Here is a 26,876-nt window from a genome sequence, read left to right as displayed (position 1 = left end):
TCGTTCAACGGGCGCTCCCCAGGGCGGTCAGCGGGTCGACGGAGGTGATCCGCCGGATGGACAGGGCCGCGCCGATCGCGCCGAGGGCGATCATGACGACGGCGGGCAGCAGCAGGGTCGGGGCGTCCAGGACGAACGGCACGGCGGAGCCGATCAGCGAGCCGGCGCCGAGGGCGATCGCGGTGCCGACGGCCGTACCGAGCACCAGCAGCAGCACCGCTTGGCCGAGGGCGTCGCGCAGCAGGTAGCGGGTGGAGGCGCCGAGCGCCTTGAGCACGGCGATGTCGCCGCTGCGCTGGATCGTCCAGACGGTGAAGAAGGCGCCGATGACCAGGGCGGAGATGGCGAACAGGAAGCCGCGCATCAGCTGGAGGGAGCCGTTCTCGGAGGTGTACGAGCCGATCGCGGCGAGGGCGTCGTCCCGGGTGCGGGTCACGGTGCCGTGGTGGGCGTCGGCGGCGGCGAGGTCGGCGCCCGCGGCGGTGTGGAGGGCGATGACGGTCGCGTGGCCGGCGCCGCCGGGGGCGAACTGCTGCCAGTCGGCGAGGCTGGTCCAGATCACCGGGGTGTGGCTGTAGGCGGCGTCGCCGTCGACGGCGGCCACCTGCAGCGGGTGCCCGGCGAGGGTGAAGCCGGTGCCGGCCGTGAGGCCGCCCAGCTTCTCGGCGGCGGTCCGGGAGAGCACCGCCCTGCCCGGGGCGATCAGGCCGCCCTGCGGGGCCAGGTCGGAGCCGTCGGGGACGCCGAAGGCGGAGAGCGCGGCGGTGCGCTGTCCGGCGGCGGCCTTGGTGGTGGTGATGCCGAGCGGCTGGGCGGAGGTGACGCCGGGCTCGCGCGCCCAGGCCTGCCACTGGTCGGGGGTGACCTGGGAGTCGGTGAAGTTGAGTTCCTGGCCGTCGGCGGGCTTGCCGAAGACCAGGTGGTCGGCGGGCAGCCCGCTGATCGCGGAGATGTTCTGCCGGCCGAGTCCGGCGGTCAGCCCGGACAGCATGCCGACCAGGACGGTGATCAGCACGATGACGGTTCCCATCAGGGCGAACCGCCCCTTGGCGAACCCCAGATCCCTCCAGGCGACGAACACGGTGGGCCTTTCTGCGGGCGGAGCGGTGGACGGAGTGGCGGATGGCGCGTTGGATCGAAGGGTGGACGGGTGCGGTGGACGGAACGAGCGATGCCCCCACGGTCGCCGAGCAGGGGGCCCGCGGGCATCGCGCCGGGGATTGCATCCTGGGCATCAAAGGGCAGAAGCGGAGTTCAACCTTTTGATTGATGCCGGGCACCGGGCCGGAACTTAGGCTGGAGGGATGGCGACCGAACGATCCAGAACCACTCCCGTCGCCCTCGTCCTCCGGCTCTGCCTGCACCTGCTGGTGGCGGGCCTGCTGGCGCTCGCCGTCGCCCGGGCCGCCTTCGCCGCCCGGGGCGGGGACCCGGCCGCCGTGGGCGCCGCGGCCTCCGCGATGGCCGCCGTGTACGCCGTCGGACCGAGGCTGGCCGCCGTGCACCGGTCCCGTCGGGGCGCGGCGCTCTGGCTGGCCCTGCTCGGCGTCACCTGGGCGGGCGTGCTGGTCGCCACCCAGGACGGGGTGTGGCTGGCGTTCCCGCTGTACTTCCTGGAACTGCACCTGCTCGGCCGGCGCAGCGGGCTGGTCGCGGTCGGCCTGACGGCCGCGGCGGCGATCGCCGGATGGTCCTTCCACCAGCACGCCTTCAACCTGGCCGCCTCCATCGGGCCGCTGCTCGGCGCGGCCGTCGCCACCGCCACCGTGCTCGGCTACCAGGCGCTGTACCGGGAGAGCGAGGAACGCCGCCGGCTGATCGACGAACTGACCGCCGCCCGCGCCGACCTCGCCGCCGCCCACCACGCGGCCGGCGTGCTCGCCGAGCGCGAGCGGCTGGCCCGGGAGATCCACGACACCCTCGCGCAGAGCCTCAGCTCCATCCAGCTGCTGCTGCGGGCGGCCCAGCGGGCGCTGCCCGAGCGCACCGAGGCCGCCGCCGGGTACGTCGAGCAGGCGCGGCAGGCCGCCCAGGACAACCTGGACGAGGCCCGGCGCTTCGTCCGCGCGCTCACCCCGCCCGCGCTGGACGGCGATCCGCTGTCCGTCGCGCTGGAGCGGCTGTGCGCGACCACCACGGCGCACAGCGGTCTGCCCGTCCACCTGCACGTCTCCGGGGAGCAGGTGCGGCTGCCCGCCGCGCAGGAGGTGGCGCTGCTGCGGATCGCGCAGTCGGCGCTCGGCAACACCGTGCGGCACGCGAAGGCCTCGCGGGCCGAGGTGACACTCAGCTACATGGAGGGCGAGGTGGCGTTGGACGTGTTCGACGACGGGGCCGGGTTCGACCCGGCGGCGGTGGCCGGCCGCACCGACGGGGAAGGCGGCTTCGGCCTGCCCTCCATGCGGGCCCGGGCCCGGGCGCTCGGCGGCAGCTTCACCGTGGAGTCGGCGCCCGGGGAGGGGACGGCGCTGGCCGTGCAACTGCCCGTCGCCCCGGCGCCGGAGGCCGGGCCGTGATCCGGCTGCTGATCGCCGACGACCACCCGGTGGTGCGGGCCGGGCTGCGGGCGGTGCTGGAGAGCGAACCGGACTTCGCCATCGTCGCCGAGGCCGCCACCGCCGAGCGGGCCGTCGAGCTGGCGGCCGGACCGGGCGTGGACGTGGTGCTGATGGACCTCCAGTTCGGGCCCGGCTCGGCGATGAACGGGGCCCAGGCCACCGCCGCGATCACCGCCCGGGCGGGCGCGCCGAAGGTCCTGGTGGTCACCACCTACGACAGCGACGCCGACACCCTGCCGGCCCTGGAGGCCGGCGCCACCGGCTACCTGTTGAAGGACGCGCCGCCGGAGGAACTCGCCCAGGCGGTCCGGGCCGCGGCGGCGGGCCGCAGCGCGCTGGCGCCCAGCGTGGCGGACCGGCTGCTGGAACGGATGCGGACGCCGGCCGCGGCGCTCAGCGCGCGGGAGACCGAGGTGCTCGGGCTGGTCGCGGACGGGCTGACGAACCAGCAGGTCAGCCAGCGGCTGCACCTGAGCCAGGCCACCGTGAAGTCCCATCTGGTGCACATCTACACGAAGTTGGGCGTGGACTCGCGCACCGCGGCGGTGCGGGAGGCGCGCGGGCGGGGGCTGATCCGCTGAGCCGGCCGGGCGTAGGGTGGGGGCGATCCGTGCCCGCAGCCGCCTGAGGAGCCGCTCCGATGACCGTCCGTCTCGATGACCTCGCCGTGCCGGTGATCGGCGCCCCGATGGCGGGCGGGACCTCCACCCCCGAGCTGGTGGCCGCGGTGAACCGGGCCGGCGGGCTGGGGTTCCTCGCCGCGGGCTACAAGTCGGCCGCCGCGATGGCCGAGCAGATCGCCGAGGTGCGGAAGGCGAGCGACCGGCCGTACGGGGTGAACCTGTTCGTGCCGGCCCCGCCCGGGGACGCGGCGGCCGTCGCCGCCTACCGGGAGCGGCTGCGGCCCGAGGCCGAGCACTGGGGCGTCGCGCTGCCGGAGGAGATCGGGCCGGACCGGGACGACTGGGAGGCCAAGCTGGCCGCGCTGGTGGCCGACCCGGTACCGGTCGTCTCGTACACCTTCGGGCTGCCCACGGCCGAGGAGGCGGCGGCGCTGCGCGCGGTGGGCACGCTGCAGGTCGGCACCGTCACCGGCCCGGAGGAGGCGCGGGCCGCGCAGGCGGTCGGCATGGACGCCCTGTGCGTCCAGGGCCCGGAGGCCGGCGGACACCGCGCCACCCACCGGGTGACGGACCGGCCCGGGGAACTGCCGCTGCTGGAACTGCTGCCCGCCGTACGGGCGGTGACGCCGCTGCCGCTGATCGCCGCGGGCGGGCTGGGCGACGGCCCGGCGGTCGCGGCGGCGCTGCGGGCCGGTGCGGCGGCGGTGCAGCTGGGGACGGCGCTGCTGCGCTCCGACGAGTCCGGCGCCTCGGCGGCCCACCGGGCCGCGCTCACCGAGCTCCCGGAGACCGTGGTCACCCGCGCCTTCACCGGCCGCCCCGCCCGCGGCCTGCGCAACGCCTTCATCGACCGCCACGGCCCGTACGCCCCGCCCGCCTACCCCGAGGTGCACCACCTCACGGCCCCCCTGCGCACCGCCGCCACCCGCCGCGCCGACACCGCCGCCATGCACCTCTGGGCCGGCACCGCCCACCGCCTGGCCGCCACCGGCCCGGCGGAGCAGCTCGTGGCGGACCTCTGGCGGAGCGCGCGGGGGGCCCGGCTCAGCTGAGCAGGGTGGACATCCAGGACTCGATGGCCGGGACGGTGCGGGGGAGGGCGCCGGACATCAGGTGGGCGCCGTCCTCGGTGATGACGAGGTCGTCCTCGATGCGGATGCCGAGGCCGCGGAGTTCGAGGGGGAGGGTTTCGTCGTCGGGCTGGAGGTAGAGGCCGGGTTCGACGGTGAGGACCATGCCGGCTTCCAGGGTGCCGTCGACGTAGTGGTCGGCGCGGGCCTTGGCGCAGTCGTGGTAGTCGAGGCCGAGCATGTGGCCGCTGCCGCAGAGGGTGTAGCGGCGGTACAGGCCGTTGTCGTCGGCGAGGGCCTGCTCGGCGGGGACGCGCAGGACCCCCCAGTCGGCGAGGCCTTCGGCGATGACCCGCATGGCGGCGCGGTGGAAGTCGCGGAAGCGGGCGCCCGGGCGCAGGGCGGCGATGCCGGCGCTCTGGGCGGCGAGGACGAGTTCGTAGGCCTGGCGCTGGACCGGGGTGAAGGTGCCGCTGAGCGGGAGGGTGCGGGTGATGTCGGCGGCGTAGAGGGTGTCGGTCTCGACGCCGGCGTCGAGCAGCAGCAGGGCGTCCGGGTCGAGGGCGCCGTCGTTGCGGATCCAGTGCAGGACGCAGGCGTGGGCGCCGGAGGCGGCGATGGTGGTGTAGCTGGGGCCGTTGCCCTCGGCGCGGGCGCGCAGGTCGAAGACGCCCTCGATCCAGCGTTCGCCGCGGTGGTGGCGCAGGGCGGCGGGGAGGGCGCGGACGACGTCCTCGAAGCCGCTGACGGTGTGGTCGACGGCGAGTTGCAGCTGCTGGACCTCCCAGGTGTCCTTGACCAGGCGCAACTCGGAGAGCACGGCGGCGAGTTCGTCGTCCTGGGGGAAGGAGCCGCGCCCGGTGGCCCGGTCGACGAGGGCGTCGGTGCCGGCCAGCACCCGGGTGGGGGGCTGCGGTCCGGCGAGCAACGTGTCGAGGTCGTCGAGGTGTTCGGTGCGCAGTCCGGTGAGCCGGGCGGTCTCGTCGAGGTCGGGGCGGCGGCCGACCCAGAACTCGCCGTAGCGCCGGTCGCGGTAGAACTCGCCGCCGCTGCGCGGGGATCGGGGCCGTACGTGGAGGACGGGTTCGTGGCCCTCGGGGCCGGCCGGTTCGAGGACGAGGACGTGGTCGGCCTGGTCCTCGCCGGTGAGGCCGGTGAGCCAGGCGTAGGCGCTGTGCGGGCGGAAGCGGTGGTCGAGGTCGTTGCAGCGGACCTTGAGGCGTCCGGCGGGGACGATCAGCCGTTCGCCGGGGAAGGCGGCGGAGAGCCGGGCCCGGCGGCGGGCGAACTCGGGGTAGCCGGGGACGCGTTGGTCGGCGGGGAGCGGGGTGGCGGCCCAGGCGGTGCCCATGAAGGCGTCGAGGGCGGGGGAGACCGGGAGGTCGTGGCTGCCGGTGGCGAGCCGGGGCTGGGGTTGGGTCACCGGTGAACTCCTAGGCGGGGGTGGGGAGCTGGGGCTGGTGGGACACAGCTGGGTAACGGCGGGCGCCACCTCTTGTGCAGTGCAATTTCACATTACTATGTTACGGGTCACACAGCGGCGCGGCCAGAGCCGGCCCCGCTGACCGATGCAGGCCCCCCCACAGCGGAGTTGCCACATGACCAGGCGCAGCCATGCCCTCCTCGCCGCCGCCCTCGCGGCGACCCTCACCCTCGGCCTCGGGGCCTGCAAGAACGACAAGAGCGACACCGGCGACGACGCGGCCCCCAGCAGCACCAAGGGCCCGGGCGCGGAGAGCGGTTCGGTCATCGGCGGCACCCCGGCCAAGGGCGGCACCCTCACCGTCCTGACCAACCAGGACTTCGCCCACCTCGACCCGGCCCGCAACTGGACCGTCCCGCACATGGACTTCGGCACCCGGCTGCTCTACCGCACCCTGACCACCTTCAAGGCCGAGCCGGGGGCCGCCGGCAGCGAGATCGTCCCGGACCTCGCCACCGACCTGGGCAAGTCCGCGGACGGCGGCAAGACCTGGACCTTCACCCTCAAGGAAGGCCTCACGTACGAGGACGGCAGCCCGATCAGGTCCGCCGACATCAAGTACAACGTCGAGCGCTCCTTCTCCCCGGACCTCACCGGCGGACCGGACTACGCGATCCAGTACCTGGCCGGCGGCGAGAACTACAAGGGCCCGCTCACCGGCGAGCACCTGGCGAGCATCGAGACCCCGGACGAGCGGACGATCGTCTTCCACCTCAAGCGCCCGGTCGCCGAGTTCTCGGACACCGTCACCCTGCCGACCTTCGCCCCGGTGCCGCAGTCCCAGGAGAAGGGCACCCAGTACGACTCCCGGCCGTTCTCCTCCGGCCCGTACAAGATCGAGACCTACGACCGGGGCAAGCAGCTGGTGCTGGTCCGCAACACCCACTGGGACCAGGCCACCGACACCGTCCGCAAGGCCTACCCGGACCGGATCGTGGTCACCGAGGGCATCAAGGGCGGCCAGGCGGACGACCGGATCATCGCCAGCGAGGGCGCCGACGCCAACGCCCTCAACATGCCCTGGATGCAGCACGAGTCGGTCGCCAAGGTGCTGCCCAAGGCGGACGTCAAGTCCCGGATGGCGGCCGAGCGGACCGGCTGCACGGACATGCTGTACCTGAACACCGCCAAGGCGCCCTTCGACGACCCGAAGGTGCGCGAGGCGATGATGTGGGCCGTCGACCGGGAGGCCCAGGTGACCGCGTTCGGCGGCCCGGCGATGGCCGACGTGGCGACCTCCTTCCTGCCGCCCTCGCTCACCGGCGGGGCCACGGCCGACCCGTTGAAGATCCCGGCGGCCGGTGACCCGGAGAAGGCCAAGGCCCTGCTCAAGGCGGCCGGGAAGACCGACCTCAAGGTCGGGCTGACCGTCTCGCAGAACGACAAGACCCGGGCCGAGGCGATCCAGCAGTCGCTGGCCAGGGCCGGCGTCCAGGTCACCGTCAACACCGTGGACCCGTCCGCCTTCACCGACACCCTCGGCGACACGAAGAACGCTCCCGAGCTGACCATCAACGGCTGGTGCCCGGACTACCCCTCCGCCGCGACCTTCCTGCCGTTCCTGTTCGACGGACGCACCATCAAGGAGAAGGGCAACCAGGGCAACTACAGCCAGTTCCGGGACCAGGCAACGATGGACCGGATGGACGCGATCGCGGCCATGCCGGACGTCAACGAGGCCAACAAGGCCTGGCAGCAGCTGGACGAGGACCTGCTGCGCAAGGCCCCGGCCGTCCCGCTGATGTGGCAGCGCCGCCCGCTCATGGTCGGCACCAACGTGGCCGGGGCGTTCGGCAGTTCGGGCTACGCCGGGATGATCGACCTGGCCGTGGTCGGTCTCAAGGACCCGGCCAAGGGCAAGTGAGCGGCGCGATGAGCACCACCACCGAAGCCCCCTCGGCGCCGGCGGGCGCGCCGGCGGGCCCCGCCGTGGCGGCCGGGCGCGGGCCGTGGCGGCTCGTCCTGGACCAGCTGTGGGCCCGCGGTTCGGCCCGGTTCGGCCTGGTCACGGTCGGCGTGCTGGTCCTGGCGGCCGCCCTGGCCGGCCCGCTGAGCGCGCTCGGCGGCTGGTCCCCCGAGGAGTTCGACAAACGTGCCGTGGACGCCTACCTGGGCGGCATGCCCAGGGGTGACTTCGGCGGCATCAGCACCCGGCACTGGCTCGGCGTGGAGCCGATCACCGGGCGCGACCTGTTCGCCCGGGTGCTGCACGGCGGCCAGGTGTCGCTGCTGATCGCGTTCACCGCGACCGCGGTGGTCGTGGTCACCGGCACCCTGGCCGGTGTCTCGGCGGGCTACTTCGGCGGCCGGACCGACGCCGTGCTGTCCCGGCTGATGGACCTCACGATGTCCTTCCCCTCGCTGATCTTCATGATCGCGATGATGTCGGTGGCCAAGGACGTCAACCGGATCCTGCTGATCACCCTGGTGATCGGCCTGTTCACCTGGCCCGGCATCGCCCGGGTGGTGCGCGGCCAGACCCTCTCGCTCAAGCACCGCGAGTACGTCGAGGCCGCCCGGGTCGGCGGCGCCCGCTCCTGGCGGATCCTCACCCGGGAGATCCTGCCGAACGTCTCCGGCCCGGTCATCGCGTACACCACGCTGCTGATCCCCGGCATGATCGCCACCGAGGCCGCGCTCAGCTACCTCGGCGTGGGCGTCCGCCCGCCCACCCCCTCCTGGGGGCAGATGATCGCCGAGAGCATCGCCCACTACGAGACCGACCCCACCTACTTCCTCATCCCGACCGCCTTCCTGTTCCTCGCCGTGCTCGCCTTCACCCTGCTCGGGGACGCGCTGCGCGACATCCTCGACCCCCGGGGAGCCCGCTCGTGAACCGCCACCCCGACCCCCGCGGAGGCCGGTCGTGATCCTCTACCTCGGCCGCCGCCTGCTCGGCGTGGCCGGCATCCTGCTCGCCATCTGCGCCATCACCTTCACCATCTTCTACCTGCTGCCCAACGACCCGGCCGCGGCCGCCTGCGGCAAGACCTGCAGCCCCGAACGGCTCGCCGACGTCAAGGCGGCGATGGGCCTGGACAAACCGGTCTGGGAGCAGTTCGCCACCTACCTGACCGGCATCTTCGCCGGCCGCGACTACGGCACCGGCCCGAGTGCCGTGCACTGCGGCTTCCCCTGCCTCGGCTACTCCTACGAGTACGGGCTGCCGGTCCGGGACCTGCTCGCCGACCGCCTGCCGGTCTCCGTCTCGCTCGCCCTCGGCGCGGCCGTGCTCTGGCTGCTGCTCGGCCTCGGCGCGGGCGTCACCTCGGCGCTGCGCAAGGGCGGCTTCACCGACCGGGCCCTGATGGTGCTCTCGGTCGGGGCGGCCTCGCTGCCGGTCTACTTCACCTCGATCATGCTGATCTGGGGCGTGGTCCGCACGGCCGGGCTGCTGCCCTACCCCTCGTACCACGCGTTCACCGACGGCCCGCTCGACTGGGCCACCAACCTGCTGCTGCCCTGGACCGCCCTGGCCCTGCTGTACGCGGCCATGTACGCCCGGCAGAGCCGCACCTCGATGATCGAGGCGATGGCCGAGCCGTACATCCGCACCGCCCGGGCGAAGGGGCTGCCGCCGCGCACGGTGACCGTCAAGCACGGGCTGCGCTCCGCGACGACACCGATCCTGACCATCTTCGGGATGGACCTCGGCGGGCTGCTGGCCGGGGCCGTCATCACCGAGTCGATCTTCGGTCTGCCCGGCGTCGGCCGGCTGTTCTACGACGGCCTGGCCCGCTCCGACCAGCCCGTGATCCTCGGCGTCACCCTGCTCGCGGCCTTCTTCATCGTCGTCGCGAACCTGCTGGTCGACCTGCTCTACGCGTACGTCGACCCGAGAGTGAGGTACTGATGGCCAGCCTGTTGGAGGTCGAGGACCTCAAGGTCGCCTTCGACACCCCGCGCGGCACCGTCCGGGCCGTGGACGGCATCTCCTTCACCGTCGAGGCCGGGCGCACCCTCGGCCTGGTCGGCGAGTCCGGCAGCGGCAAGTCCGTCACCTCGCTGGCCCTGATGGGCCTGCACCGCGGCGCCGCCGTCTCCGGCTCGATCCGGCTCGACGGACGGGAGTTGACCGGTCTGGGGGAGCGGGAGCTGGGCGCCGTCCGGGGCCGGCGGATCGCCATGGTCTTCCAGGACCCGCTGTCCAGCCTGCACCCCTTCTACACCGTCGGCGAACAGATCGCCGAGCACTACCGGGTGCACTTCCGGGCGGGCCGCAAGGCCGGCCGGGCCCGGGCCGTCGAGATGCTCGCCGAGGTCGGCATCCCGGAACCGGCCCGCCGGGTCGACGAGTACCCGCACCAGTTCTCCGGCGGCATGCGCCAGCGCGTCATGATCGCCATGGCGCTCGCCTGCGAACCGGACCTGCTGATCGCCGACGAGCCCACCACCGCGCTGGACGTCACCGTCCAGGCGCAGATCCTCGACCTGATCGCCCGGATCCAGCAGGACCGCGGGCTCGGCGTCGTGATGATCACCCACGACCTGGGCGTGGTCGCCCGGGTCGCCCATGAAGTGCTGGTCATGTACGGCGGCCGAGCGGCCGAACAGGCCCCGGCGGAAAGGCTGTTCGCCGCACCCGCGCACCCGTACACCCGCGGGCTGCTGGACTCGCTCCCGCGCCTGGACGACTCCGACGACGCCCCGCTGCGGGCCATCCCCGGCAGTCCGCCCTCGCTGCTCACCCCCGCCCCCGGCTGCTCCTTCGCCCCGCGCTGCGCCCGCACCACCGCGGCGACCGCGGAGGAGCACGCCCGCTGCCTGGCCGAGCGCCCGCCGCTCGACCCGTCCGGCCCGCCCGGGGTCGGCCACCGGGCCGCCTGCCATCTGCCACTGGTGCCGGAAGGGGCCCTCTGATGGCCGAACCGCTGTTGTCCGTACGGGACTTGGTGAAGACCTTCGCCGGACGGCGTACCCGCACCGGCCGGGCCGGTGCGCCGGTCCGGGCCGTGGACGGGGTGAGCTTCGACCTCGCCGCGGGCGAGACCCTGGGCCTGGTCGGCGAGTCCGGCTGTGGCAAGTCCACCACCGGCCGGATGATCGTCCGGCTGCTCGACCCCACCTCGGGCACCGTCACCTTCGACGGCACCGAGATCGGCGGGCTGTCCCAGGCCCGGCTGCGGCCGCACCGGCGGCACCTGCAGATGGTCTTCCAGGACCCGTACTCCTCGCTCAACCCCCGGCAGACGGTGGCCCGGATCATCTCCGAGCCGCTGTTGGTCCAGGGCGCGGGTGCCGCGGCGGCGCGCGGCCGGGCGGCCGAGCTGATGGAGCTGGTCGGGCTGATCCCCGAGCACCTCGACCGCTACCCGCACGAGTTCTCCGGCGGCCAGGCGCAGCGGATCGGCATCGCCCGCTCGCTGGCCACCTCGCCGAAGCTGGTGGTCGCGGACGAGCCGGTCTCCGCGCTGGACGTCTCCGTCCAGGCCCAAGTGGTCAACCTGATGGAGCAGTTGCAGCGGGAGCTGGGCCTGGCGTACGTGTTCATCGCGCACGACCTCTCGGTGGTCAAGCGGGTCTGCGACCGGGTCGCGGTGATGTACCTGGGCCGGATCGTGGAGATCGGCGACAAGGCCGAGGTGTACGGCCGTCCGGCGCACCCGTACACCCGGGCGCTGCTGTCCGCCGTCCCGCTGCCGGACCCGGCGGCGGAGCGGGCCCGGGAACGGATCGTGCTGCTCGGCGACCCGCCGAGCCCGGCCGACCCGCCCACCGGGTGCGGCTTCCACCCGCGCTGCCCCAAGGCGCAGGCGCGCTGCCGGACGGAACGGCCGCTGCTGGAGGTGGTGGGGGTCGGCGGGCGCCAGGCGGCCTGCCACTTCCCGGAGCAGCCGTAACCGGAAAAGCCCCCGGTCGGGCGTGGCGGGGAACCTCACGAGGGCCGCGTCCGACCGGGTACCAACCCGCCACTGCTCCCCCCGCGGGTCCCCCTACTGTTCCCCCTGCTGCTCCTCGGAGGGCAGCAGCAGCCGGGGCCCGGGCCCCTCGGTGGCGAGCTCGTCACCGGGGTTGAGCACCCGGCAGCGGCGCAGCGAGACGCAGCCGCAGCCGATGCAGCCGGTCAGTTCGTCCTCCAGCCGCTCCAACTCGGTTCGGCGGGCGCGCAGTTGCTCGGCCCAGCGGAGGGAGATCCGCTCCCAGTCGTGCTTGCCCGGCATCCGGTCCTCGGGCAGCCCGGTGAACACCTCGGCGACCTCGGCGAGCGGGATGCCGAGCCGCTTGGCGACCAGGATCAGCGAGATCCGGCGCAGGACGTGCCGCCGGTAGCGGCGCTGGTTGCCGGCCGAGCGCTCGGAGGAGATCAGCCCCTGCTCCTCGTAGAAGCGCACGGCGGAGGTGGCGATCCCGGCCCGGCGGGCCACCTCGCCCACGCTGAGCAGGTCGACGGGTGCCGTCCCGGTCATGGTCACCGCTCCTTGACTCGTCGCTGCCGCTCGACTTCAAGCTCTCTTGAAGTCCCAGCTTATCGGACGTGACCGAACACTCCGTTCCCGGGGCGCCACGATCGTTGTCGGACAGCGGAGTTACCCTGCGCAGTCGCCGCCGGCCGGTGCCTTCGGAGGACGGCGCGAACCCTTCTGCGGGGTCAGCGCACGGTGTACTCCACGGTCACGCTGACGACCACCAGTACCGCGTAGACCACCGCCAGGGTGGTCCGCCCGCCGGCGTGCAGCGCGAGCGCCCCGGTGAGCAGGGCCAGCAGCTTGAGCACGATCTCCACGCCGAGCGGCTGGCGGAACCTCGGCCCGCCCGCGGCCAGGAACAGCCCCCAGAACGCGGCCGCCAGGGCCGGTGCGCCGAGGCCCAGCAGCAGCCGGGTGCCCAGGCCGGAGCCGGTCCTGAACCCCCAGTAGCAGAGCGAGGCCAGCAGGGCGAGCTCCAGCCCGAAGGCGAGCCCCGCGTTGGCCATGGTCAGCGGGGTCCACTGCCGCTGCCCGACCGGTCCCGGTCTTTCGATCCTCATCCTGTGCTCTCCCCGTTCCGTCGCGGTCTCCGCGGTCAGGCGGAGTTTCCCAGTCGGTCCGGCGGGAACTCAATGGATCGCCCCGAAGACGTGTACGGAACAGGGGCCGGGCCGTAGCCTGACGCATGCAATGTCACACATCACCAGAGGGAGTACCGCCGTGGTCGACGACCTGAGCACCGCCGAGCCCCCGGTCCCGCTGCCCGCCGCCGAGGGCCTGTTCAGCGTCTCGCCGCAGGCCGCGCACCTCAACCACGGCTCCTTCGGGGCCGTGCCGGTCCCGGTGCAGCGGGTGCAGCAGGAGCTGCGGGCCGAGCACGAGCTGGACCCGGACGGCTTCTTCGCCGACCTGCCGGCCCGGATCGCCGGTGCCCGGGCGCGGATCGCCGCCGACCTGGCCACCGACCCGGAGCGGCTGGCCCTGGTCGCCAACGTCACCGAGGCGGCCGCGATCGCCCTGGACAGCATCCCGTTCGCCCCCGGTGACCGGATCCTGGTCACCGACCACGGCTACGGCGCCGTCACCCAGGCCGTCGCCCGCAGGGCCGCCGAGACCGGGGCCGAGCTGGTGGTCGCCGAGGTGCCGCTGGACGCCCCGGACGAGGCCGCCGTCCGGGCCGCGGTGCTCGCCGCCGTGGACGACCGCACCACCGTCGCCGTCCTGGACCGGATCACCTCGCTGACCGCCCGCGCGGTGGCCTCCCCGGCCCTGGTCGCCGAACTGCGCGGACGCGGGGTGACCACCGTGGTGGACGGCGCCCACGCCCCCGGGATGCTGCCCGGGCCGGTCGACCCGAACGCCGACTTCTGGTTCGGCAACCTGCACAAGTGGGCCTTCGCGCCGCGCGCCACCGGGGTGCTGTCCGTCCGCCCCGAGTGGACCGCCCGGGTGCGCCCGCTCGCGCTGTCCTGGGAGCACCACCGCGGCTTCCCGGCCAACGTCGAGTGGCGCGGCACCTGCGACTACACCCCGTGGCTGGCCGCCCCGGCCGGCTTCGAGCTGCTGCGCGAACTGGGCGTCGAGGCGGTCGCCGCCCACAACGCCGCGCTCGCCGCGTACGGCCAGCGGGTGCTGGTCGAGCGGGCGGGCCTGCGGGCGCTGCCCGCGACGCCCGGGGTGTGGATGCGCGCCGTACGGCTGCCGGCGGGGTGCGGCGACACCGAGGCGCAGTACCAGGCGCTGCTGGGCGAGCTGTGGCGGCGGCACCGGATCCGGGTCGCCGTCCGGCCCGGGCCCGACGGCGCGGTGCTGCGGGTCAGCGCCCAGCTGTACAACCGGGCGGCGGACTACGAGCGGCTCGCGGACGCGCTGGTGGAACTGTTCAAGGAGTAGGCACGCGGCCGACCGGCCCCTGTTCAAGGAGTGGGCGCGGGGCCGGCCGGGCCCTGGTCGCCCGCCGCCCGCAGTTCCGCGAGCAGCAGGTCGCGGTCGGCGAGCAGCCCGGTGAGGATCCGCCGGGCTGCTCGCAGCAGGTCGGCGACGTCGCCGCCGGCCAGCGCGTAGACCACGGTGCTGCCGTCCCGGGTGGCGGTGACGATGCCGGACCGGCGCAGCACCGCGAGCTGCTGGGACAGGCTGGAGGGCTCCACCTCCAGTTCGGCGAGCAGTCCGCGGACGGGTGTCGGTCCGGCCTGCAGCAGCTCCAGCACCCGGATCCGGACGGGATGGCCGAGCATCCGGAAGAACTCGGCCTTGGCCTGGTACAGCTCCCCCGGCCGTCGGCCGGGAGGTACTCCGATCGTCACGAGGCCCCCCTTCCCTGGTGTCGGCGGGCTCAGATCTCCAGCGAGAGCTCGATCTGCTTGAGCCGGTGGCGGGCCATCGCCAGGTTGGAACGGTTGCGGTGGAGCACCAGGAAGAGGAACAGCCCGCGCCCGCTGGGCGTCGTGATCGGCCGGACCATGTGGTACTGGTGCGTCAGCGTGATCAGGATGTCCTCGATCTCGTTGTCGAGCAGGTTGAGCGCCTCCATCGCCCGCATCTTGGCGCGGACCACGTCGGTGTTGCCGGCCGCGGCGACGTTGAGGTCCAGTTCGCCGCCGTCCCCGAGGGTGCCGAGGGCCATGCCGCTGCCGTAGTCGACCAGGGCGACGCCGATCGCGCCGTCGATCGACATGGAGTCCTTGAGGGACGTCTCCAGGTTCGCCATCGTGGCGGTCCTCCCGTGAGTCGGTGGCCGGGGACGGCGCGGTGATCGCGTCGCTCGCGGCCCTGGCTCACGAAGGTAGGGAGCGAATCCCGGACTCCACCGCGAATGACCGGAGTCGCTCGGATCTTGCCGGACTCTGATCACTTGAAGACATTTGCAACTATGGATCTGAGAGAGGAGTGATCTCCCGGCTCTGAAAACGGTGCCTCGGAAAACGGTGCTATCGATGTCACTCCTCCCGGGTAACCTCTCGCTGAGATGCGAGATCACACCAACCACACCCGGACGGCGATGAACACCCCCGATCCAGAGCCCCAGGAAGACCAGGAGCTCAGCCCCGCCGAGGCGTACGCGGCCAGCCGTCGCCGGGCGAAGGAGCAGGCCACCGCCCTGTACGGCTTCCAGCAGCTGTACGACTTCCCGCTGGACGACTTCCAGCTGGAGGCCTGCGAGACCCTGGAGGCCGGCTCCGGCGTCCTGGTCGCCGCCCCCACCGGCTCCGGGAAGACCATCGTCGGCGAGTTCGCCGTGCACCTGGCCCTCCAGGGCGGCCGCAAGTGCTTCTACACCACGCCGATCAAGGCGCTCTCCAACCAGAAGTACGGGGACCTGGTCAAGCGCTACGGCGCCGCCAAGGTCGGCCTGCTCACCGGTGACAACTCCGTCAACGGCGACGCCCCCGTGGTGGTCATGACCACCGAGGTGCTCCGCAACATGCTCTACGCGGGCTCCAGCACCCTCGACGGCCTCGGCTACGTCGTGATGGACGAGGTGCACTACCTCGCCGACCGCCTCCGCGGCGCCGTCTGGGAGGAGGTCATCATCCACCTCCCCGAGTCGGTCACCCTCGTCTCGCTCTCCGCGACCGTCTCCAACGCCGAGGAGTTCGGCGACTGGCTGGACACCGTCCGCGGCGGCACCAAGGTGATCGTCTCCGAGACCCGCCCCGTCCCGCTGTGGCAGCACGTGATGGCCGGCAACCGGATGTACGACCTGTTCGCCGACCCCGACCGGGACGGCCGCCCCAAGCACAGCCTCAAGAACCCCGGCAAGGCCGTCAACCCCGAGCTGGTCCGGCTCGCCCGCTCCGAGCTCGACCGCAACCCGCGTGACCGGTTCGGCCGCGGCCGGGGCCGCTCCATGCCCAACGGCCGCCCCGGCAAGGTCTGGACGCCGGGCCGGGTCGACGTCATCGACCGGCTCGACGCCGAGGGCCTGCTGCCCGCGATCACCTTCATCTTCAGCCGGGCCGGCTGCGAGGCCGCCGTCCAGCAGTGCCTCAGCTCCGGCCTGCGGCTCAACAAGGAATCCGACCGCGCCGTGGTCCGGGCCATCGTCGAGGAGCGTTGCGCCGACATCCCCGACGAGGACCTGCACGTCCTCGGCTACTTCGAGTGGCTGGACGGACTGGAGCGCGGCATCGCCGCCCACCACGCCGGGATGCTGCCCCGGTTCAAGGAAGTGGTCGAGGAGCTCTTCGTGAAGGGCCTGGTCAAGGCCGTCTTCGCGACCGAGACCCTGGCGCTCGGCATCAACATGCCCGCCCGCTCGGTGGTCATGGAGAAGCTGGTCAAGTGGAACGGCGAGACTCACGCCGACATCACCCCCGGCGAGTACACCCAGCTCACCGGCCGGGCCGGGCGGCGCGGCATCGACGTCGAGGGCCACGCCGTGGTGCTCTGGCAGCGCGGCCTCGACCCGGAGGCGCTGGCCGGCCTGGCCGGCACCCGCACCTACCCGCTCAAGTCCTCGTTCCGGCCCTCCTACAACATGGCCGTCAACCTGGTCTCCCAGTTCGGCCGGCACCGCTCCCGCGAACTGCTGGAGACCTCCTTCGCCCAGTTCCAGGCGGACCGCTCGGTCGTCGGCATCGCCCGCCAGGTGCAGCGCAACGAGGAGGGGCTGGACGGCTACCGCGAGTCGATGACCTGCCACCTCGGCGACTTCGACGCGTACATGGAGCTGCGCCGCCGGCTCAAGGACCGCGAGAACGAGCTGGCCCGCGAGGGCAGCAGCCAGCGCCGCGCCGCCGCCGTCGAGTCCATCGAGCAGCTCAAGCCGGGCGACGTCATCCACGTCCCCACCGGCAAGTTCGCCGGCCTCGCCCTGGTCCTCGACCCGGGCCTGCCGCCGGTCAGCCGCTCCGGCCGGGGCGGCCCGCGCCACCCCGACTTCCAGGACGGCCCGCGCCCGGTGGTGCTCACCGCGGAGCGGCAGGTCAAGCGGCTCGCGATGATCGACTTCCCGCACCCGGTGGTCGCCGTCGAACGCGTCCGCATCCCCAAGTCCTTCAACCCGCGCAGCCCGCAGTCCCGGCGCGACCTCGCCTCCGCGCTGCGCACCAAGGCCGGCCACCTGGAGCCCGAGCGGTTCCGGCGCGGCCGCGCGGCCGCCGCCGACGACCCGGAGATCACCCGGCTGCGCACCGAGCTGCGCCAGCACCCCTGCCACGGCTGCTCCGACCGCGAGGACCACGCCCGCTGGGCCGAGCGCTACCACCGGCTGCACCGCGACACCGAACTGCTGGAACGCCGGATGCGCTCCCGCACCCACACCATCGCCCGCACCTTCGACCGGGTCTGCGGCCTGCTCACCGACCTCGGCTACCTGAGCGGTGACACCGTCACCGACGACGGCAAGCGGCTCGGCCGGCTCTACGGCGAGCTCGACCTGCTGGCCTCCGAGTGCATCCGCGAGGGCGTCTGGAGCGGCCTCGCCGCCGCCGAACTCGCCGCCTGCGCCTCGGCGCTGGTCTTCGAGTCGCGGCAGGCCGACGACGCCGGCGCCCCCCGGGTGCCGGAGGGCGCGGCCAAGGAGGCGCTCGGCCAGATGGTCCGGATCTGGGGCCACCTGGACGCCCTGGAGGAGCAGCACCGGATCAACACCGCCGAAGGCGTCGGCCAGCGCGAACCCGACCTCGGCTTCGCCTGGGCCGCCTACCGCTGGGCGCTCGGCCACAGCCTGGACCAGGTCCTGCGCGACGCCGACATGCCGGCCGGCGACTTCGTCCGCTGGACGAAGCAGCTGATCGACGTCCTCGGTCAGATCCAGGACGCGGCCGGCGAGGACGCCGAACTCCGCAGGACCGCCCGCAAGGCCGTCGACGGCCTGCGCCGCGGCATCATCGCCTACTCCTCGGTGGGCTAGGGGCTAGGCCCTGTCCGGCCGGACGGGGCCCGGCCGCCGGCAACGCGCAGGGGCCCGCACGTTCGAGGGAACGTGCTGGCCCCTGCGCTGCTGGGTGCCGGTGCCTACTTGAGGGTGGGCAGCGAGGAGTAGCAGTGGTAGCTGTCCTTGGTCGCCTCGATCATGACGTCGCCGGTCCGCGGGCCGACGACGCCGTCCGGGTCCAGGCTGGCCCACTTCTGGAGCGCGACGATCGCGCCGTAGGTGTCCGGGCCGAACGAGCCGTCCACGTCGACCGTGTGGTAACCGGTCTGGTAGTGCAGGCTGTTGGAGATGAGCTGGACGCACTTGACGCTGGCGTAGGTGTTGCTCTTGCCGTAGCCGACCCACAGCGAGCCGGAGTTGGGCACGGCCTGGGCGGTGCCGGCGACGCCGACGGTGGCCAGGGCGGCGGCCGCGAGCAGGAACGCGCCGCGGCGCTTGACGGAGACGGTGTTCAAGGGACCCCCCGAGTTCGGAAACACACAACTGATCATCAGTTTCCCCGAACCCTACCGTTGCCCGCCGACAGGTCGCTGGCTGGCTGCCGACAGGTCGCCGGCGGGGAGCGGGCTCAGCGGGTGGCCAGGGCCTCCAGGACGCGTTCCAGGGAGGTGCCGAGACCCCAGCGGGCGGAGAGGTGCTCCAGCGTCATCGGGTCGGCGGGCTCGCGGGGGAGGACCGGGTCGAAGTCCGGGAGCGGGGCGTCCTGGGCGACCCGGACGACGGTGGGGGCGACGTCCAGGTAGGCGGCGCCCTCGACGATGTTGCGGCGGCGGGCCGGGGTGAGCCGGGAGCCGATGTCCAGGGCGGCGGCGCGGATCGCGGCCAGGTCGCCGTACTCGTTGATCAGCTGGGCGGCGGTCTTCTCGCCGATGCCCTTGACGCCGGGCAGGCCGTCGGACGGGTCGCCGCGCAGGGCAGCCATGTCGGCGTACCGGTCGCCGCGCACGCCGTACTTCTCCAGCAGCACCGCGTCGTCGGTGACCTGGAGGTTGCCCATCCCCTTGACCGGGTACAGCACGGTGATCAGCCGCTCGTCGTCGACCAGTTGGAACAGGTCGCGGTCGCCGGTGACGATCTGCACCGGGCCCGTGGCGCGGGCGGTGAGGGTGCCGATCACGTCGTCCGCCTCGTAGCCGGGGCAGCCGACCCGGGCGATGCCGAGGGAGTCCAGCACCTGCTCGATCACCGGCACCTGCGGGGCGAGGGTGTCCGGGACCTCCTCCTCGCCGTCCACGGCGGCCTCGGCGACCCGGTGGGTCTTGTACGAGGGGACGAGGTCCACCCGCCACTGGGGGCGCCAGTCGGCGTCCATGCAGGCGACGAGTTCCTCGGGCCGGTGGTCGTGCACCAGCCGGGCGATGAAGTCCAGCAGGCCGCGGACGGCGTTGACCGGTTCCCCCTGCGGCGAGCGCAGGGAGTCCGGTACGCCGTAGTAGGCCCGGAAGTACAGGCTGGCGGAGTCGAGCAGCATCAGTCGCGGTGCGGTCACGAGTCAGATCATGCCGCACCGCGACGACGAACGGCGGTCTCGGCGTTCGTGCTCGGCGTTCGCGCTCAGTGCTCCTGCTCGGCGTTCGTGCTCAGCGATCCTGCTCGGCGCTCGCGCTCAGTGTTCGCGCTCAGTGTTCGTGCGGGCCGGCGCGGTGCACCGGGCCGTGGGCGTCGGCGCAGTGCTCGGCGGCCGACTCGCCCGGGCCGGCGATCTGCAGCAGCGCGCCCGCCTCGTCCTCGCCGACGTGGTCGACCTGGAGGGTGCTGTGGGTGATGCCGTACTCCTCGGACAGCCGGCGCTGCAGTTCGCGCCGGACGGCGTGGCAGTCGCCGCCGGGGGTGACCAGGATGTGCGCCGACAGGGCCGGCTGGTTGGAGGTGATCTCCCAGATGTGGAGGTCGTGGATCTCCTCGACCAGCGGCTCGGTGACCAGGCGGTCGGCCACCGCGTCCGGGTCGATCCCGGCGGGGGCGGCCTCCAGGAAGATCCGCCCGGAGTCCCGGACCAGCCCGATGCCGGCCTTGAGCATCAGCGCCACCACGATCAGCGAGGCGATCGCGTCGGCCCGGGCGAAGCCGGTGGTCAGCATGACCGCACCGGCCACGGCGGTGGCGATGAAGGCGTAGAGGTCGGTGAGCACGTGCTGGAAGGCGCCCTCGACGTTCAGCGAGCTGCGGTTGGCCTTGGACATGCACCAGGTGGCGGCCAGGTTGACCACGATCCCGATCAGCGCGGTGACCAGCACCAGTGAACCGGTGACCTCGGGCGGGCTGATCAGCCGGGTGATCGCCTCGTAGCCGAGCCAGGCGGAGAGGATCAGCAGGGTGACGCCGTTGGCCTGGGCGGAGAGGATCTCGGCGCGCTTGAGCCCGTAGGTGTAGCCGCCGCGGGCCGGGCGGGCGGAGAGCCGCATGGCGACCAGGGCGAGCACGATCGAGGCGGCGTCGGTGAGCATGTGCGCCGCGTCGGAGATCAGGGCCAGGGACTGGGCGGCGAAGCCGACCACGACCTCGCCGGCCATGAAGACGACGATCAGGGTGAGGGCGCTGACCAGCCAGCGGCGGTCGGCGTCGGCGGCGACGCCGTGGGAGTGGCCGCCGTGGCCCCCGTGGCCGTGCGCGTGGCCGCCGTGCCCTCCGTGGCCGTGGCCCTTCGGGTTCTGGTGGTCATGCGCATGATCATCGTGGGAATGCTCGTGCCCGGCCATCGAAGTCCTCTCTGGACGCACGGGTGGGTGGTGACGGGGTGCGATCGCCCGCACTCGAAGTGAACCGCAGAATCGACAAAGATCCAAAGGCTGTACTGGTGACCGTTGTCGTTGCCGTTCACGCGCCGCGTGTCGGGCCGCTCGGCGCCCGGATTGCCGGTGGCATAGACCCAGGTCAGGGCCGTGATCCCGGGGTCACCTGAACGGGTGAGGCGGGCTTGCGCAGCCGCGCGCCGGTCCGCGACGATCATGGCCCGTGAAGATCGCTACCGCGGAAACCGCCCGCTGGCTCTCCGAACTCGAAGCCACTGCCGAGGAGTTGATGAATCGTCATCTCGCGGCCGCCCGCGAGTGGTTCCCGCACGAGTACGTCCCCTGGAGCCTCGGCCGGGACTTCGACGGCCCGCTGGGCGGCGAGCCCTGGCGCCCCGAGCAGTCCGCGCTGGCACCCGCCGTGCGCTCCGCCCTGGTCGTCAACCTGCTGACCGAGGACAACCTGCCCGGCTACCACTGGGCCATCGGCAGCCGGACCTCCCGGGACGGCGCCTGGGGCGCCTGGCTGCACCGGTGGACCGCCGAGGAGGACCGCCATGCCGCCGCCATCCGGGGCTACCTGCACGCCGCCCGCGCCGTCGACCCCGTCGCGCTGGAGCGCTCCCGGATGGCGCACCTCGCCGCCGGCACCGCCCCCGACCTCGACGGCGTGCTCGGCGTGGTCGCCCACGCCGCCGTCCAGGAGCTCGCCACCCGGGTCAGCCACCGCAACACCGGGCGGCTCAGCGGCGACCCGGTCTGCGAGCGGCTGCTCGCCCGGATCGCCCAGGACGAGAACCTCCACATGGTCTACTACCGCGAACTGCTGCGCGCGGCAGTCGAGGTGGACGCCGACCAGGTGCTCGTCACGCTCGACACCACGATCCGCGACTTCGCCATGCCGGGCCAGGCCATGCCCGGCTTCGGCCGACTGGCCGCCGAGATCGCGGTGGCCGGCGTCTACGACCTGCGGGTGCACCACGACGAGGTGCTCGTCCCGCTGCTGCGCGCCCTCCGGGTGACCGAGCTGACCGGGCTCGGCCCCACCGGCGAACAGGCCCGCGAACGGATCGCCGCCCACCTCGCACGGACCGACGCGCGGGCCGCCCGCTTCGTCGAGCGCCGCGATCAGGCCCTCGCCGTCCGGGCCCGCCGGGCCGGTGCCGGCTGAGAGCACCGCCCGCCCGGGCCTCCGTAGGGCCCGCAAGGCCGCTCGGGCCTCCGCAAGACCGCCCGGGCTCCCGCGAGGCCACCCGGACCTCCGTAAGACCACCCGGACCGACAGACCGCCCGGACCGCAGGACCACCCGGAACAGGATCCGCATGACCGTCACCACGGCCGGCACCACCGCCGCCGACATCGAGTTCCACTACGACCTGGGCAACGACTTCTACGCCCTCTGGCTGGACGAGACCCTCGCCTACACCGCCGCCAAGTGGGACGGCATCCCCCGCGACGCGCCCGACGCCACCGCCCTGCCGCGCGCCCAGCGGGCCAAGCTCGACCACCACCTCGACCTGGTCGGCGCCCGCCCCGGCGACGGCCTGCGGCTGCTCGACGTCGGCTGCGGCTGGGGCGCCATGCTGGCGCACGCGAGCGGCGACGACCGGGTCCGCGAAGCCGTCGGGCTGACCGTCTCCCGCGCCCAGTACGAGTTCCTCGCCGCCCGCGCCCTGCCCGGCGTCGAACCCCGACTGGAGAGCTGGGAGGCCCACGACCCCGACCGGCCGTACGACGCCGTCATGGCGATGGGCTCCTTCGAGCACTTCGCCACCGCCGGGATGAGCCGGGCCGAGCGCCTCGACTGCTACGCCCGCTACTTCGCGGCCTGCCACCGCTGGCTGCGCCCCAGCGGCCGGATGTCGCTGCAGACCATCGCCTACGACGGCGCCGCCGACGGCTCCGGCCCGATCGGCGACTTCGTCGGCAACGACGTCTTCCCGACCGCCCGGCTGCCCCGGCTGAGCGAGATCGCCGCCGCCTGCGACCCGTACTTCTCGGTGGTCGCCCTCACCGCCTCCGCCGAGGACTACGCCCGCACCCTCGCCTCCTGGTCGGCCCGGCTGCTGCGGGCCCGCGAGCAGGCCGAGCAGCTGGTCGGCCCCGAGGGCTACCGGCGGTACCGGCGCTACCTGCGGGCCAGCGAGGTGACCTTCCTGCGCGGCGCGGCCACGCTGTACCGGATCGGCTTCCGGCGGCGCGACGAGCCGTTGCGGCTGTCCGCCTGATGGCCCCGACTCCTGTGGGCCCGACTCCTGCGACCCCGATGCCTGTGAGCTCGGCGCCCGTGCGCTCGGCGCCTGCGGCCCCGGCGCCCGTGAGCTCGCCGCCCACCGCGCGGCGGGCCTGGGCGGCGGTCGCGGTGGTCTGCGCCGCGCTGTTCCTGCTCGGCCTCGACTTCACCGTGCTCAACGTGGCCGTCCCCGGCCTGCGCGCCGACCTCGGCCCGACCCTCGCCGAGACCCAGTGGATCGTGGACGGCTACGCGCTGGCGCTGGGCGGCTGCGTGCTGGCGGGCGGTGCGCTGGGGGACCGGTACGGCCGGCGGCGCGCCTTCCTCGCCGGGCTGGCGCTGTGCGGGGCCGCCTCGGCCGCCGGGGCGCTCGGTACCGGGCCCGCCCAACTGGTCGCCGCGCGCTGCGGGATGGGCCTCGGCGCGGCCCTGTTCATGCCGGCCACCCTGTCCACCGTGGTGCACGTGCTGCGCGATCCGGTCGCCCGGAAGCGGGCGATCGGCATCTGGGCGGCGGTGGCCGGGGTCGGTGCGGTGTTCGGCCCGGTGGCGGGCGGACTGCTGGTCGACCGGTACGGCTGGCAGTCGGCGTTCTGGCTCAACGTCCCGGTCATCGCGGTGATCGGCGCGGCGGCCCTGGTCGCCGTCCCCGAGTCCCGTGCGCCGGAGGCCCGGCCGTTGGACCGGCCCGGGGCGCTGCTGTCCTGTGCCGGGCTGCTGGCCCTGGTCTGGGGAGTGATCGAGGCCCCCGGCCGGGGCTGGACCGGCCCCGCCGTGCTCACCGCCTTCGCGATCGCCGTCCTGCTGCTGGCCGCCTTCGTGCGTCGCCAACTCCGCTGCGCCGCACCGATGGTGCCGGTCCGGCTGCTGCGCGGCGGGCCGGTCTGGCCGGCCACCACCACGCTCGCGCTGATGTCCTTCGCGATGTTCGGCGCGATGTTCCTGCTCACCCTCTACCTCCAGCAGGTGCGGGGCCTGAGCGCCTGGCAGGCCGGGCTGCGGATGGTCCCGCTGTCCCTGGGGCTCGCCGTCGGCGCGCTCCTCGGGCCTCTGCTGGCACGGCCGTTGGGGGCCAGGGTGCCCTCGGCCGGCGGACTGCTGCTGATCGCCGCCGGATTCGTCCAACTCGGCCGGCTGGCCGCCGACTCGGGGGACGGGCGGGTGCTGCTCTTCGAGGCCCTCGCCGGGCTCGGTGCCGGGCTGCTCGCCCCGGTCGCCACCGAGGTGGTGATGAGCGCCGTCCCGGTCGGCGCGGCCGGGGTCGGCTCGGCGCTCAACGACGCCACCCGGCAGGTCGGTTCGACCCTCGGCGTGGCGGTGCTCGGCTCCGTCCTCGCCACCTCGCTCACCGGCGCCGCTCCCGGCGACCCGGCCGCCTTCACCGACGGTCTGGCGGCCGCCGCTGTCGTCGGCGGCGCGGTGGCCCTGCTCGGCGCCGCGCTGGCCTGGACCCGGCTGCCCGGGCGGCGGGCTGCCGCCTCCGCCGTCATCGACACCATCAACACCCCCAGCTGAAAGGAAACTTCACCATGCCCAGCAGCTACGAGACGATCCGCGCCTGCCTGATCGACGAGTTCGACGTCTCCCCGGCCGTGGTCACCCCCGACGCCACCCTCGCCTCGCTCGCCCTCGACAGCCTCGCCCTGGTCGAACTCTCCCTGGTGGTCGAGGAGAAGCTCGGCGTCACCGTCGCCGACATCGGCCCGGACCGCACCCTCGGCGAACTCGCCGCCCACGCGGACGCCACCCTGGCCCGGGAATCGGTCAGTTGAGCCCGCTGCGCCCCTCTGCCCCGTCCCGTCCGCTGGCCCCGTCCCATTCGATGGTCGCCGTCACCGGACTCGGCCTGGTCACCCCGGCCGGGAGCGGCGCCGACGCCGTCTGGGAGCACTTCCTCGGCGCCGCGCCCACCGCCCGCCCCGACCCCGAACTCCTCGGCCTGAACGTCGACTTCTCCTGCCGGGTCGCCGACTTCGACCCGCCCGCCCTGCTCGGCGGGCGGCTCGCCCGGCGCCTCGACCGGTTCAGCCAGCTGGCCGTGGTCGCCGCCCGCCAGGCCGTCGCCGACGCCGGGCTCGACCCGGCGCACTGGGACGGCACCCGGGTCGGCGTCGTCCTCGGGGTCAGCGCCACCAGCGTGCAGACCCACGTGGTCGAGTACGGCCGGCTCGCCGCGGGCCGGGCCGACCGGATCTCCCCGCTGATGATCCCGCGTTCCATCCCCAACATGGCCGCCGGCGAGGTCAGCCTCGACCTCGGCGCCCTCGGCCCCGGCCTGGTCGTCAGCACCGCCTGCGCCTCCGGCACCAGCGCGCTCGCCCTCGGCAGCGACCTGATCCGGGCCGGAACCTGCGACCTCGTGCTGGCCGGCGGCACCGACAGCGCCCGCTCCGCGATGACCTGCGTCGGCTTCGACCGCCTCGGCGCGCTCTCCCGCCGCCGCCACGACCCGGCCGGCGCCTCCCGGCCCTTCGACGCCGACCGGGACGGCTTCGTCCTCGGCGAAGGAGCGGGCGTCCTGCTGCTCGAACGTACCGACCACGCCCGGGCCCGCGGCGCCCGCGTCCGCGGGTACCTCGCCGGGCACGGCGCCGGCGGCGACGCCCACCACTTCACCGCCCCGCACCCCGGCGGCGACGGATTGGCCCGGGCCGTACGGGCGGCACTCGCCGACGCGGGGCTGGCACCCGAGGAGATCGGGCACGTCAACGCGCACGGCACCGGCACCACGCTCAACGACCCCGCCGAGGCGGCGGCCCTGCGGCAGGTCTTCCGCCGACCGCCGCCGGTCACCGCCAACAAGAGCGTGATCGGCCACACCATGGGCGCGGCCGGCGCCATCGAGGCGGCCCTCACCGTGCTCGCGCTCCAGCACCGGCTGGTCCCGCCCACCGCCAACCTCGACCGGCTCGACGACGCCATCCGCCTCGACGTGGTCACCAAGGCGCCCCGTCCGGTCGACGCCCCCTCCGCCCTGTCCGTCTCCTGCGGCTTCGGCGGGCAGAACGCCGCCGTCGTCCTCACCGCCGCCTGACCGCCCTCCCGCCCGACCCCGGAGTCCATCCCCCCATGCGCCGCCTCGCCCACCGGCTCGCCCGGCTGTACCTGCGCCTGCTCGCCCACCGGCCGCCCACCGACTGGTTCGTCCCGGTCGCCGACGGCCGGTACGGCTCCGCCCCGGACGCCGCCGACCACCCGCTCACCCTGCTGATGCTCGGCGACTCGCTCGCCCAGAGCTTCGGCGCCCACCGCCCCGAGCAGACCCTCGGCGCCCTGCTCGCCACCGGCCTCGCCGAGGGCACCGGCCGGCCCGTCGACCTGCGGGTCCACGCCCGGGCCGGCGCCACCACCGCCGCCGTCGGCCGCCAAGTCCTGCGCGCCGCCCGGCTGCGGCCCGGCGTCGCCGTACTGATCGTCGGCGGCAACGACGTCCTGCTGCCCGCCCCGCTCGGCCGCGCCGCCCGCCGGCACGCCCACCTCGCCCGCACCCTCCGCGAGGCCGGCTGGCAACTCGTCGTCGTCCCCTGCCCCGACCCCGGCTACGCGCCCGGCTTCCGCACCCCCGTCCGCTGGATCGGCCACCACCGCTCCACCCGCCTCGCCCGCCTCCACACCCGCACCGCCACCCGCACCGACGCCCACCTCGCCCCCACCTCCGGCCCCGATTTCCACCACCGCGCCGCCCAACTCCTCGGCCCCGACGGCATCCACCCCTCCCCGCACGGCTACGCCACCCACGCCACCCGCATGCTCCCCACCCTCCTCACCGCCGCCACCCACCTCCCCACCCCAGCCCCCGCCCCAGCAGCCACCCGCTGACCCCTCGCCCCCACCCCCCCTCGCCCCCACCCCCCCTCGCCCCCACCCCCCTCGCCCCCACCCCCCCAC

25 protein-coding genes are annotated in these 26,876 nt (G+C 74.0%); 16 read left to right on the top strand and 9 right to left on the bottom strand.

Annotated elements, in window-relative coordinates; genetic code table 11:
- Positions 1-4 precede the first annotated feature (4 nt).
- Positions 5-1,081, bottom strand: a complete 1,077-nt coding sequence (locus tag ACFXOZ_RS18280) for an ABC transporter permease (protein WP_380591434.1) — start codon at positions 1,079-1,081, stop codon at positions 5-7.
- Between the two features lie 223 nt (positions 1,082-1,304).
- On the opposite strand from ACFXOZ_RS18280, the gene ACFXOZ_RS18275 reads away from it, so the two are divergent.
- Genes ACFXOZ_RS18275 through ACFXOZ_RS18265 form a run of 3 tightly spaced genes read left to right on the top strand, consistent with a single transcriptional unit; the run spans position 1,305 to position 4,233 of the window.
- Positions 1,305-2,516, top strand: a complete 1,212-nt coding sequence (locus tag ACFXOZ_RS18275) for a sensor histidine kinase (RefSeq protein ID WP_380524713.1) — start codon at positions 1,305-1,307, stop codon at positions 2,514-2,516.
- Positions 2,513-3,139 (top strand): response regulator, encoded by a 627-nt coding sequence (locus ACFXOZ_RS18270; protein WP_375890835.1) that lies wholly within the window; start codon positions 2,513-2,515, stop codon positions 3,137-3,139. The genes ACFXOZ_RS18275 and ACFXOZ_RS18270 overlap by 4 nt, the downstream gene beginning before the upstream one ends.
- 59 nt (positions 3,140-3,198) lie before the next feature.
- Positions 3,199-4,233, top strand: coding sequence for a nitronate monooxygenase (locus tag ACFXOZ_RS18265; RefSeq protein ID WP_380591431.1), 1,035 nt, complete (start codon positions 3,199-3,201; stop codon positions 4,231-4,233).
- On the opposite strand, the gene ACFXOZ_RS18260 is transcribed toward ACFXOZ_RS18265, so the two are convergent.
- The gene (locus ACFXOZ_RS18260) at positions 4,226-5,674 is read right to left on the bottom strand and encodes an aminopeptidase P family protein (RefSeq protein ID WP_380524714.1); all 1,449 of its coding nucleotides are present in this window, start codon (positions 5,672-5,674) and stop codon (positions 4,226-4,228) included. The two genes, ACFXOZ_RS18265 and ACFXOZ_RS18260, sit on opposite strands and share 8 nt — an antisense overlap.
- Before the next feature lie 175 nt (positions 5,675-5,849).
- Here ACFXOZ_RS18260 and ACFXOZ_RS18255 point away from each other — a divergent pair, with 175 nt between their 5' ends.
- From ACFXOZ_RS18255 to ACFXOZ_RS18235, 5 genes are read left to right on the top strand one after another with little or no spacing between them, the layout of a single operon-like run.
- The gene (locus tag ACFXOZ_RS18255; RefSeq protein ID WP_380591428.1) at positions 5,850-7,598 is read left to right on the top strand and encodes an ABC transporter substrate-binding protein; all 1,749 of its coding nucleotides are present in this window, start codon (positions 5,850-5,852) and stop codon (positions 7,596-7,598) included.
- An 8-nt stretch (positions 7,599-7,606) separates the two neighbouring features.
- Entirely contained in the window at positions 7,607-8,569 is a 963-nt protein-coding gene (locus ACFXOZ_RS18250) for an ABC transporter permease (protein WP_375890842.1), read from the top strand.
- A gap of 31 nt (positions 8,570-8,600) precedes the next feature.
- Positions 8,601-9,587, top strand: a complete 987-nt coding sequence (locus ACFXOZ_RS18245; protein WP_380524716.1) for an ABC transporter permease — start codon at positions 8,601-8,603, stop codon at positions 9,585-9,587.
- Positions 9,587-10,594, top strand: a complete 1,008-nt coding sequence (locus ACFXOZ_RS18240; RefSeq protein ID WP_380591425.1) for an ABC transporter ATP-binding protein — start codon at positions 9,587-9,589, stop codon at positions 10,592-10,594. Before ACFXOZ_RS18245 ends, ACFXOZ_RS18240 begins: the two co-directional genes overlap by 1 nt.
- Positions 10,594-11,574 carry an ABC transporter ATP-binding protein gene (locus ACFXOZ_RS18235; protein ID WP_380524718.1) on the top strand — a complete coding sequence of 327 codons (981 nt, stop codon included), beginning with the start codon at positions 10,594-10,596 and terminating at the stop codon, positions 11,572-11,574. The genes ACFXOZ_RS18240 and ACFXOZ_RS18235 overlap by 1 nt, the downstream gene beginning before the upstream one ends.
- 93 nt (positions 11,575-11,667) lie before the next feature.
- Here the strand turns inward: ACFXOZ_RS18235 and soxR are convergent, their stop codons facing one another.
- Positions 11,668-12,141 (bottom strand): redox-sensitive transcriptional activator SoxR, encoded by a 474-nt coding sequence (soxR, locus tag ACFXOZ_RS18230; protein ID WP_375890850.1) that lies wholly within the window; start codon positions 12,139-12,141, stop codon positions 11,668-11,670.
- A 182-nt stretch (positions 12,142-12,323) separates the two neighbouring features.
- Positions 12,324-12,701 carry a DUF2568 domain-containing protein gene (locus ACFXOZ_RS18225; protein WP_375890851.1) on the bottom strand — a complete coding sequence of 126 codons (378 nt, stop codon included), beginning with the start codon at positions 12,699-12,701 and terminating at the stop codon, positions 12,324-12,326.
- 130 nt (positions 12,702-12,831) lie between these two features.
- Here ACFXOZ_RS18225 and ACFXOZ_RS18220 point away from each other — a divergent pair, with 130 nt between their 5' ends.
- Positions 12,832-14,034, top strand: a complete 1,203-nt coding sequence (locus ACFXOZ_RS18220; RefSeq protein WP_380591422.1) for an aminotransferase class V-fold PLP-dependent enzyme — start codon at positions 12,832-12,834, stop codon at positions 14,032-14,034.
- A 23-nt stretch (positions 14,035-14,057) separates the two neighbouring features.
- Here the strand turns inward: ACFXOZ_RS18220 and ACFXOZ_RS18215 are convergent, their stop codons facing one another.
- Positions 14,058-14,447, bottom strand: a complete 390-nt coding sequence (locus tag ACFXOZ_RS18215) for an ArsR/SmtB family transcription factor (RefSeq protein ID WP_375890855.1) — start codon at positions 14,445-14,447, stop codon at positions 14,058-14,060.
- 29 nt (positions 14,448-14,476) lie between these two features.
- Positions 14,477-14,851 carry a hypothetical protein gene (locus ACFXOZ_RS18210; protein ID WP_375890856.1) on the bottom strand — a complete coding sequence of 125 codons (375 nt, stop codon included), beginning with the start codon at positions 14,849-14,851 and terminating at the stop codon, positions 14,477-14,479.
- Between the two features lie 291 nt (positions 14,852-15,142).
- On the opposite strand from ACFXOZ_RS18210, the gene ACFXOZ_RS18205 reads away from it, so the two are divergent.
- Positions 15,143-17,998, top strand: a complete 2,856-nt coding sequence (locus tag ACFXOZ_RS18205; protein WP_375890944.1) for a DEAD/DEAH box helicase — start codon at positions 15,143-15,145, stop codon at positions 17,996-17,998.
- A 104-nt stretch (positions 17,999-18,102) separates the two neighbouring features.
- Here the strand turns inward: ACFXOZ_RS18205 and ACFXOZ_RS18200 are convergent, their stop codons facing one another.
- From ACFXOZ_RS18200 to ACFXOZ_RS18190, 3 genes are all read right to left on the bottom strand, one after another.
- On the bottom strand, positions 18,103-18,477 hold the full coding sequence (locus tag ACFXOZ_RS18200; RefSeq protein WP_380532542.1) for a peptidoglycan-binding protein: 375 nt from the start codon (positions 18,475-18,477) through the stop codon (positions 18,103-18,105).
- A 113-nt stretch (positions 18,478-18,590) separates the two neighbouring features.
- The gene (locus ACFXOZ_RS18195; RefSeq protein ID WP_375890946.1) at positions 18,591-19,493 is read right to left on the bottom strand and encodes a 5'-3' exonuclease H3TH domain-containing protein; all 903 of its coding nucleotides are present in this window, start codon (positions 19,491-19,493) and stop codon (positions 18,591-18,593) included.
- A 148-nt stretch (positions 19,494-19,641) separates the two neighbouring features.
- Entirely contained in the window at positions 19,642-20,721 is a 1,080-nt protein-coding gene (locus ACFXOZ_RS18190) for a cation diffusion facilitator family transporter (RefSeq protein WP_380532545.1), read from the bottom strand.
- A 256-nt stretch (positions 20,722-20,977) separates the two neighbouring features.
- Here ACFXOZ_RS18190 and ACFXOZ_RS18185 point away from each other — a divergent pair, with 256 nt between their 5' ends.
- From ACFXOZ_RS18185 to ACFXOZ_RS18160, 6 genes are all read left to right on the top strand, one after another.
- Positions 20,978-21,925 (top strand): acyl-ACP desaturase, encoded by a 948-nt coding sequence (locus ACFXOZ_RS18185; RefSeq protein ID WP_380591419.1) that lies wholly within the window; start codon positions 20,978-20,980, stop codon positions 21,923-21,925.
- 152 nt (positions 21,926-22,077) lie between these two features.
- Positions 22,078-22,983 carry a class I SAM-dependent methyltransferase gene (locus tag ACFXOZ_RS18180; protein WP_380591416.1) on the top strand — a complete coding sequence of 302 codons (906 nt, stop codon included), beginning with the start codon at positions 22,078-22,080 and terminating at the stop codon, positions 22,981-22,983.
- Between the two features lie 89 nt (positions 22,984-23,072).
- Positions 23,073-24,503, top strand: a complete 1,431-nt coding sequence (locus tag ACFXOZ_RS18175) for an MFS transporter (protein WP_380591413.1) — start codon at positions 23,073-23,075, stop codon at positions 24,501-24,503.
- 14 nt (positions 24,504-24,517) lie between these two features.
- Complete coding sequence (locus tag ACFXOZ_RS18170; RefSeq protein WP_375890866.1) at positions 24,518-24,760, top strand: acyl carrier protein; 243 nt, start codon at positions 24,518-24,520, stop codon at positions 24,758-24,760.
- Positions 24,761-24,810: 50 nt separating this feature from the next.
- A complete protein-coding gene (locus ACFXOZ_RS18165; RefSeq protein WP_380532558.1) occupies positions 24,811-26,022 on the top strand; it encodes a beta-ketoacyl-[acyl-carrier-protein] synthase family protein in 1,212 nt (403 codons plus the stop codon).
- Positions 26,023-26,057: 35 nt separating this feature from the next.
- On the top strand, positions 26,058-26,807 hold the full coding sequence (locus ACFXOZ_RS18160; RefSeq protein ID WP_380591410.1) for an SGNH/GDSL hydrolase family protein: 750 nt from the start codon (positions 26,058-26,060) through the stop codon (positions 26,805-26,807).
- Positions 26,808-26,876 lie beyond the last annotated feature (69 nt).

It is taken from the genome of Kitasatospora sp. NPDC059160 (assembly GCF_042755465.1).
Lineage (GTDB): Bacteria > Actinomycetota > Actinomycetes > Streptomycetales > Streptomycetaceae > Kitasatospora.
The sequence above is the reverse complement of the archived record's forward strand: the minus strand, read 5'-3'. Positions and strand labels throughout refer to the sequence as shown.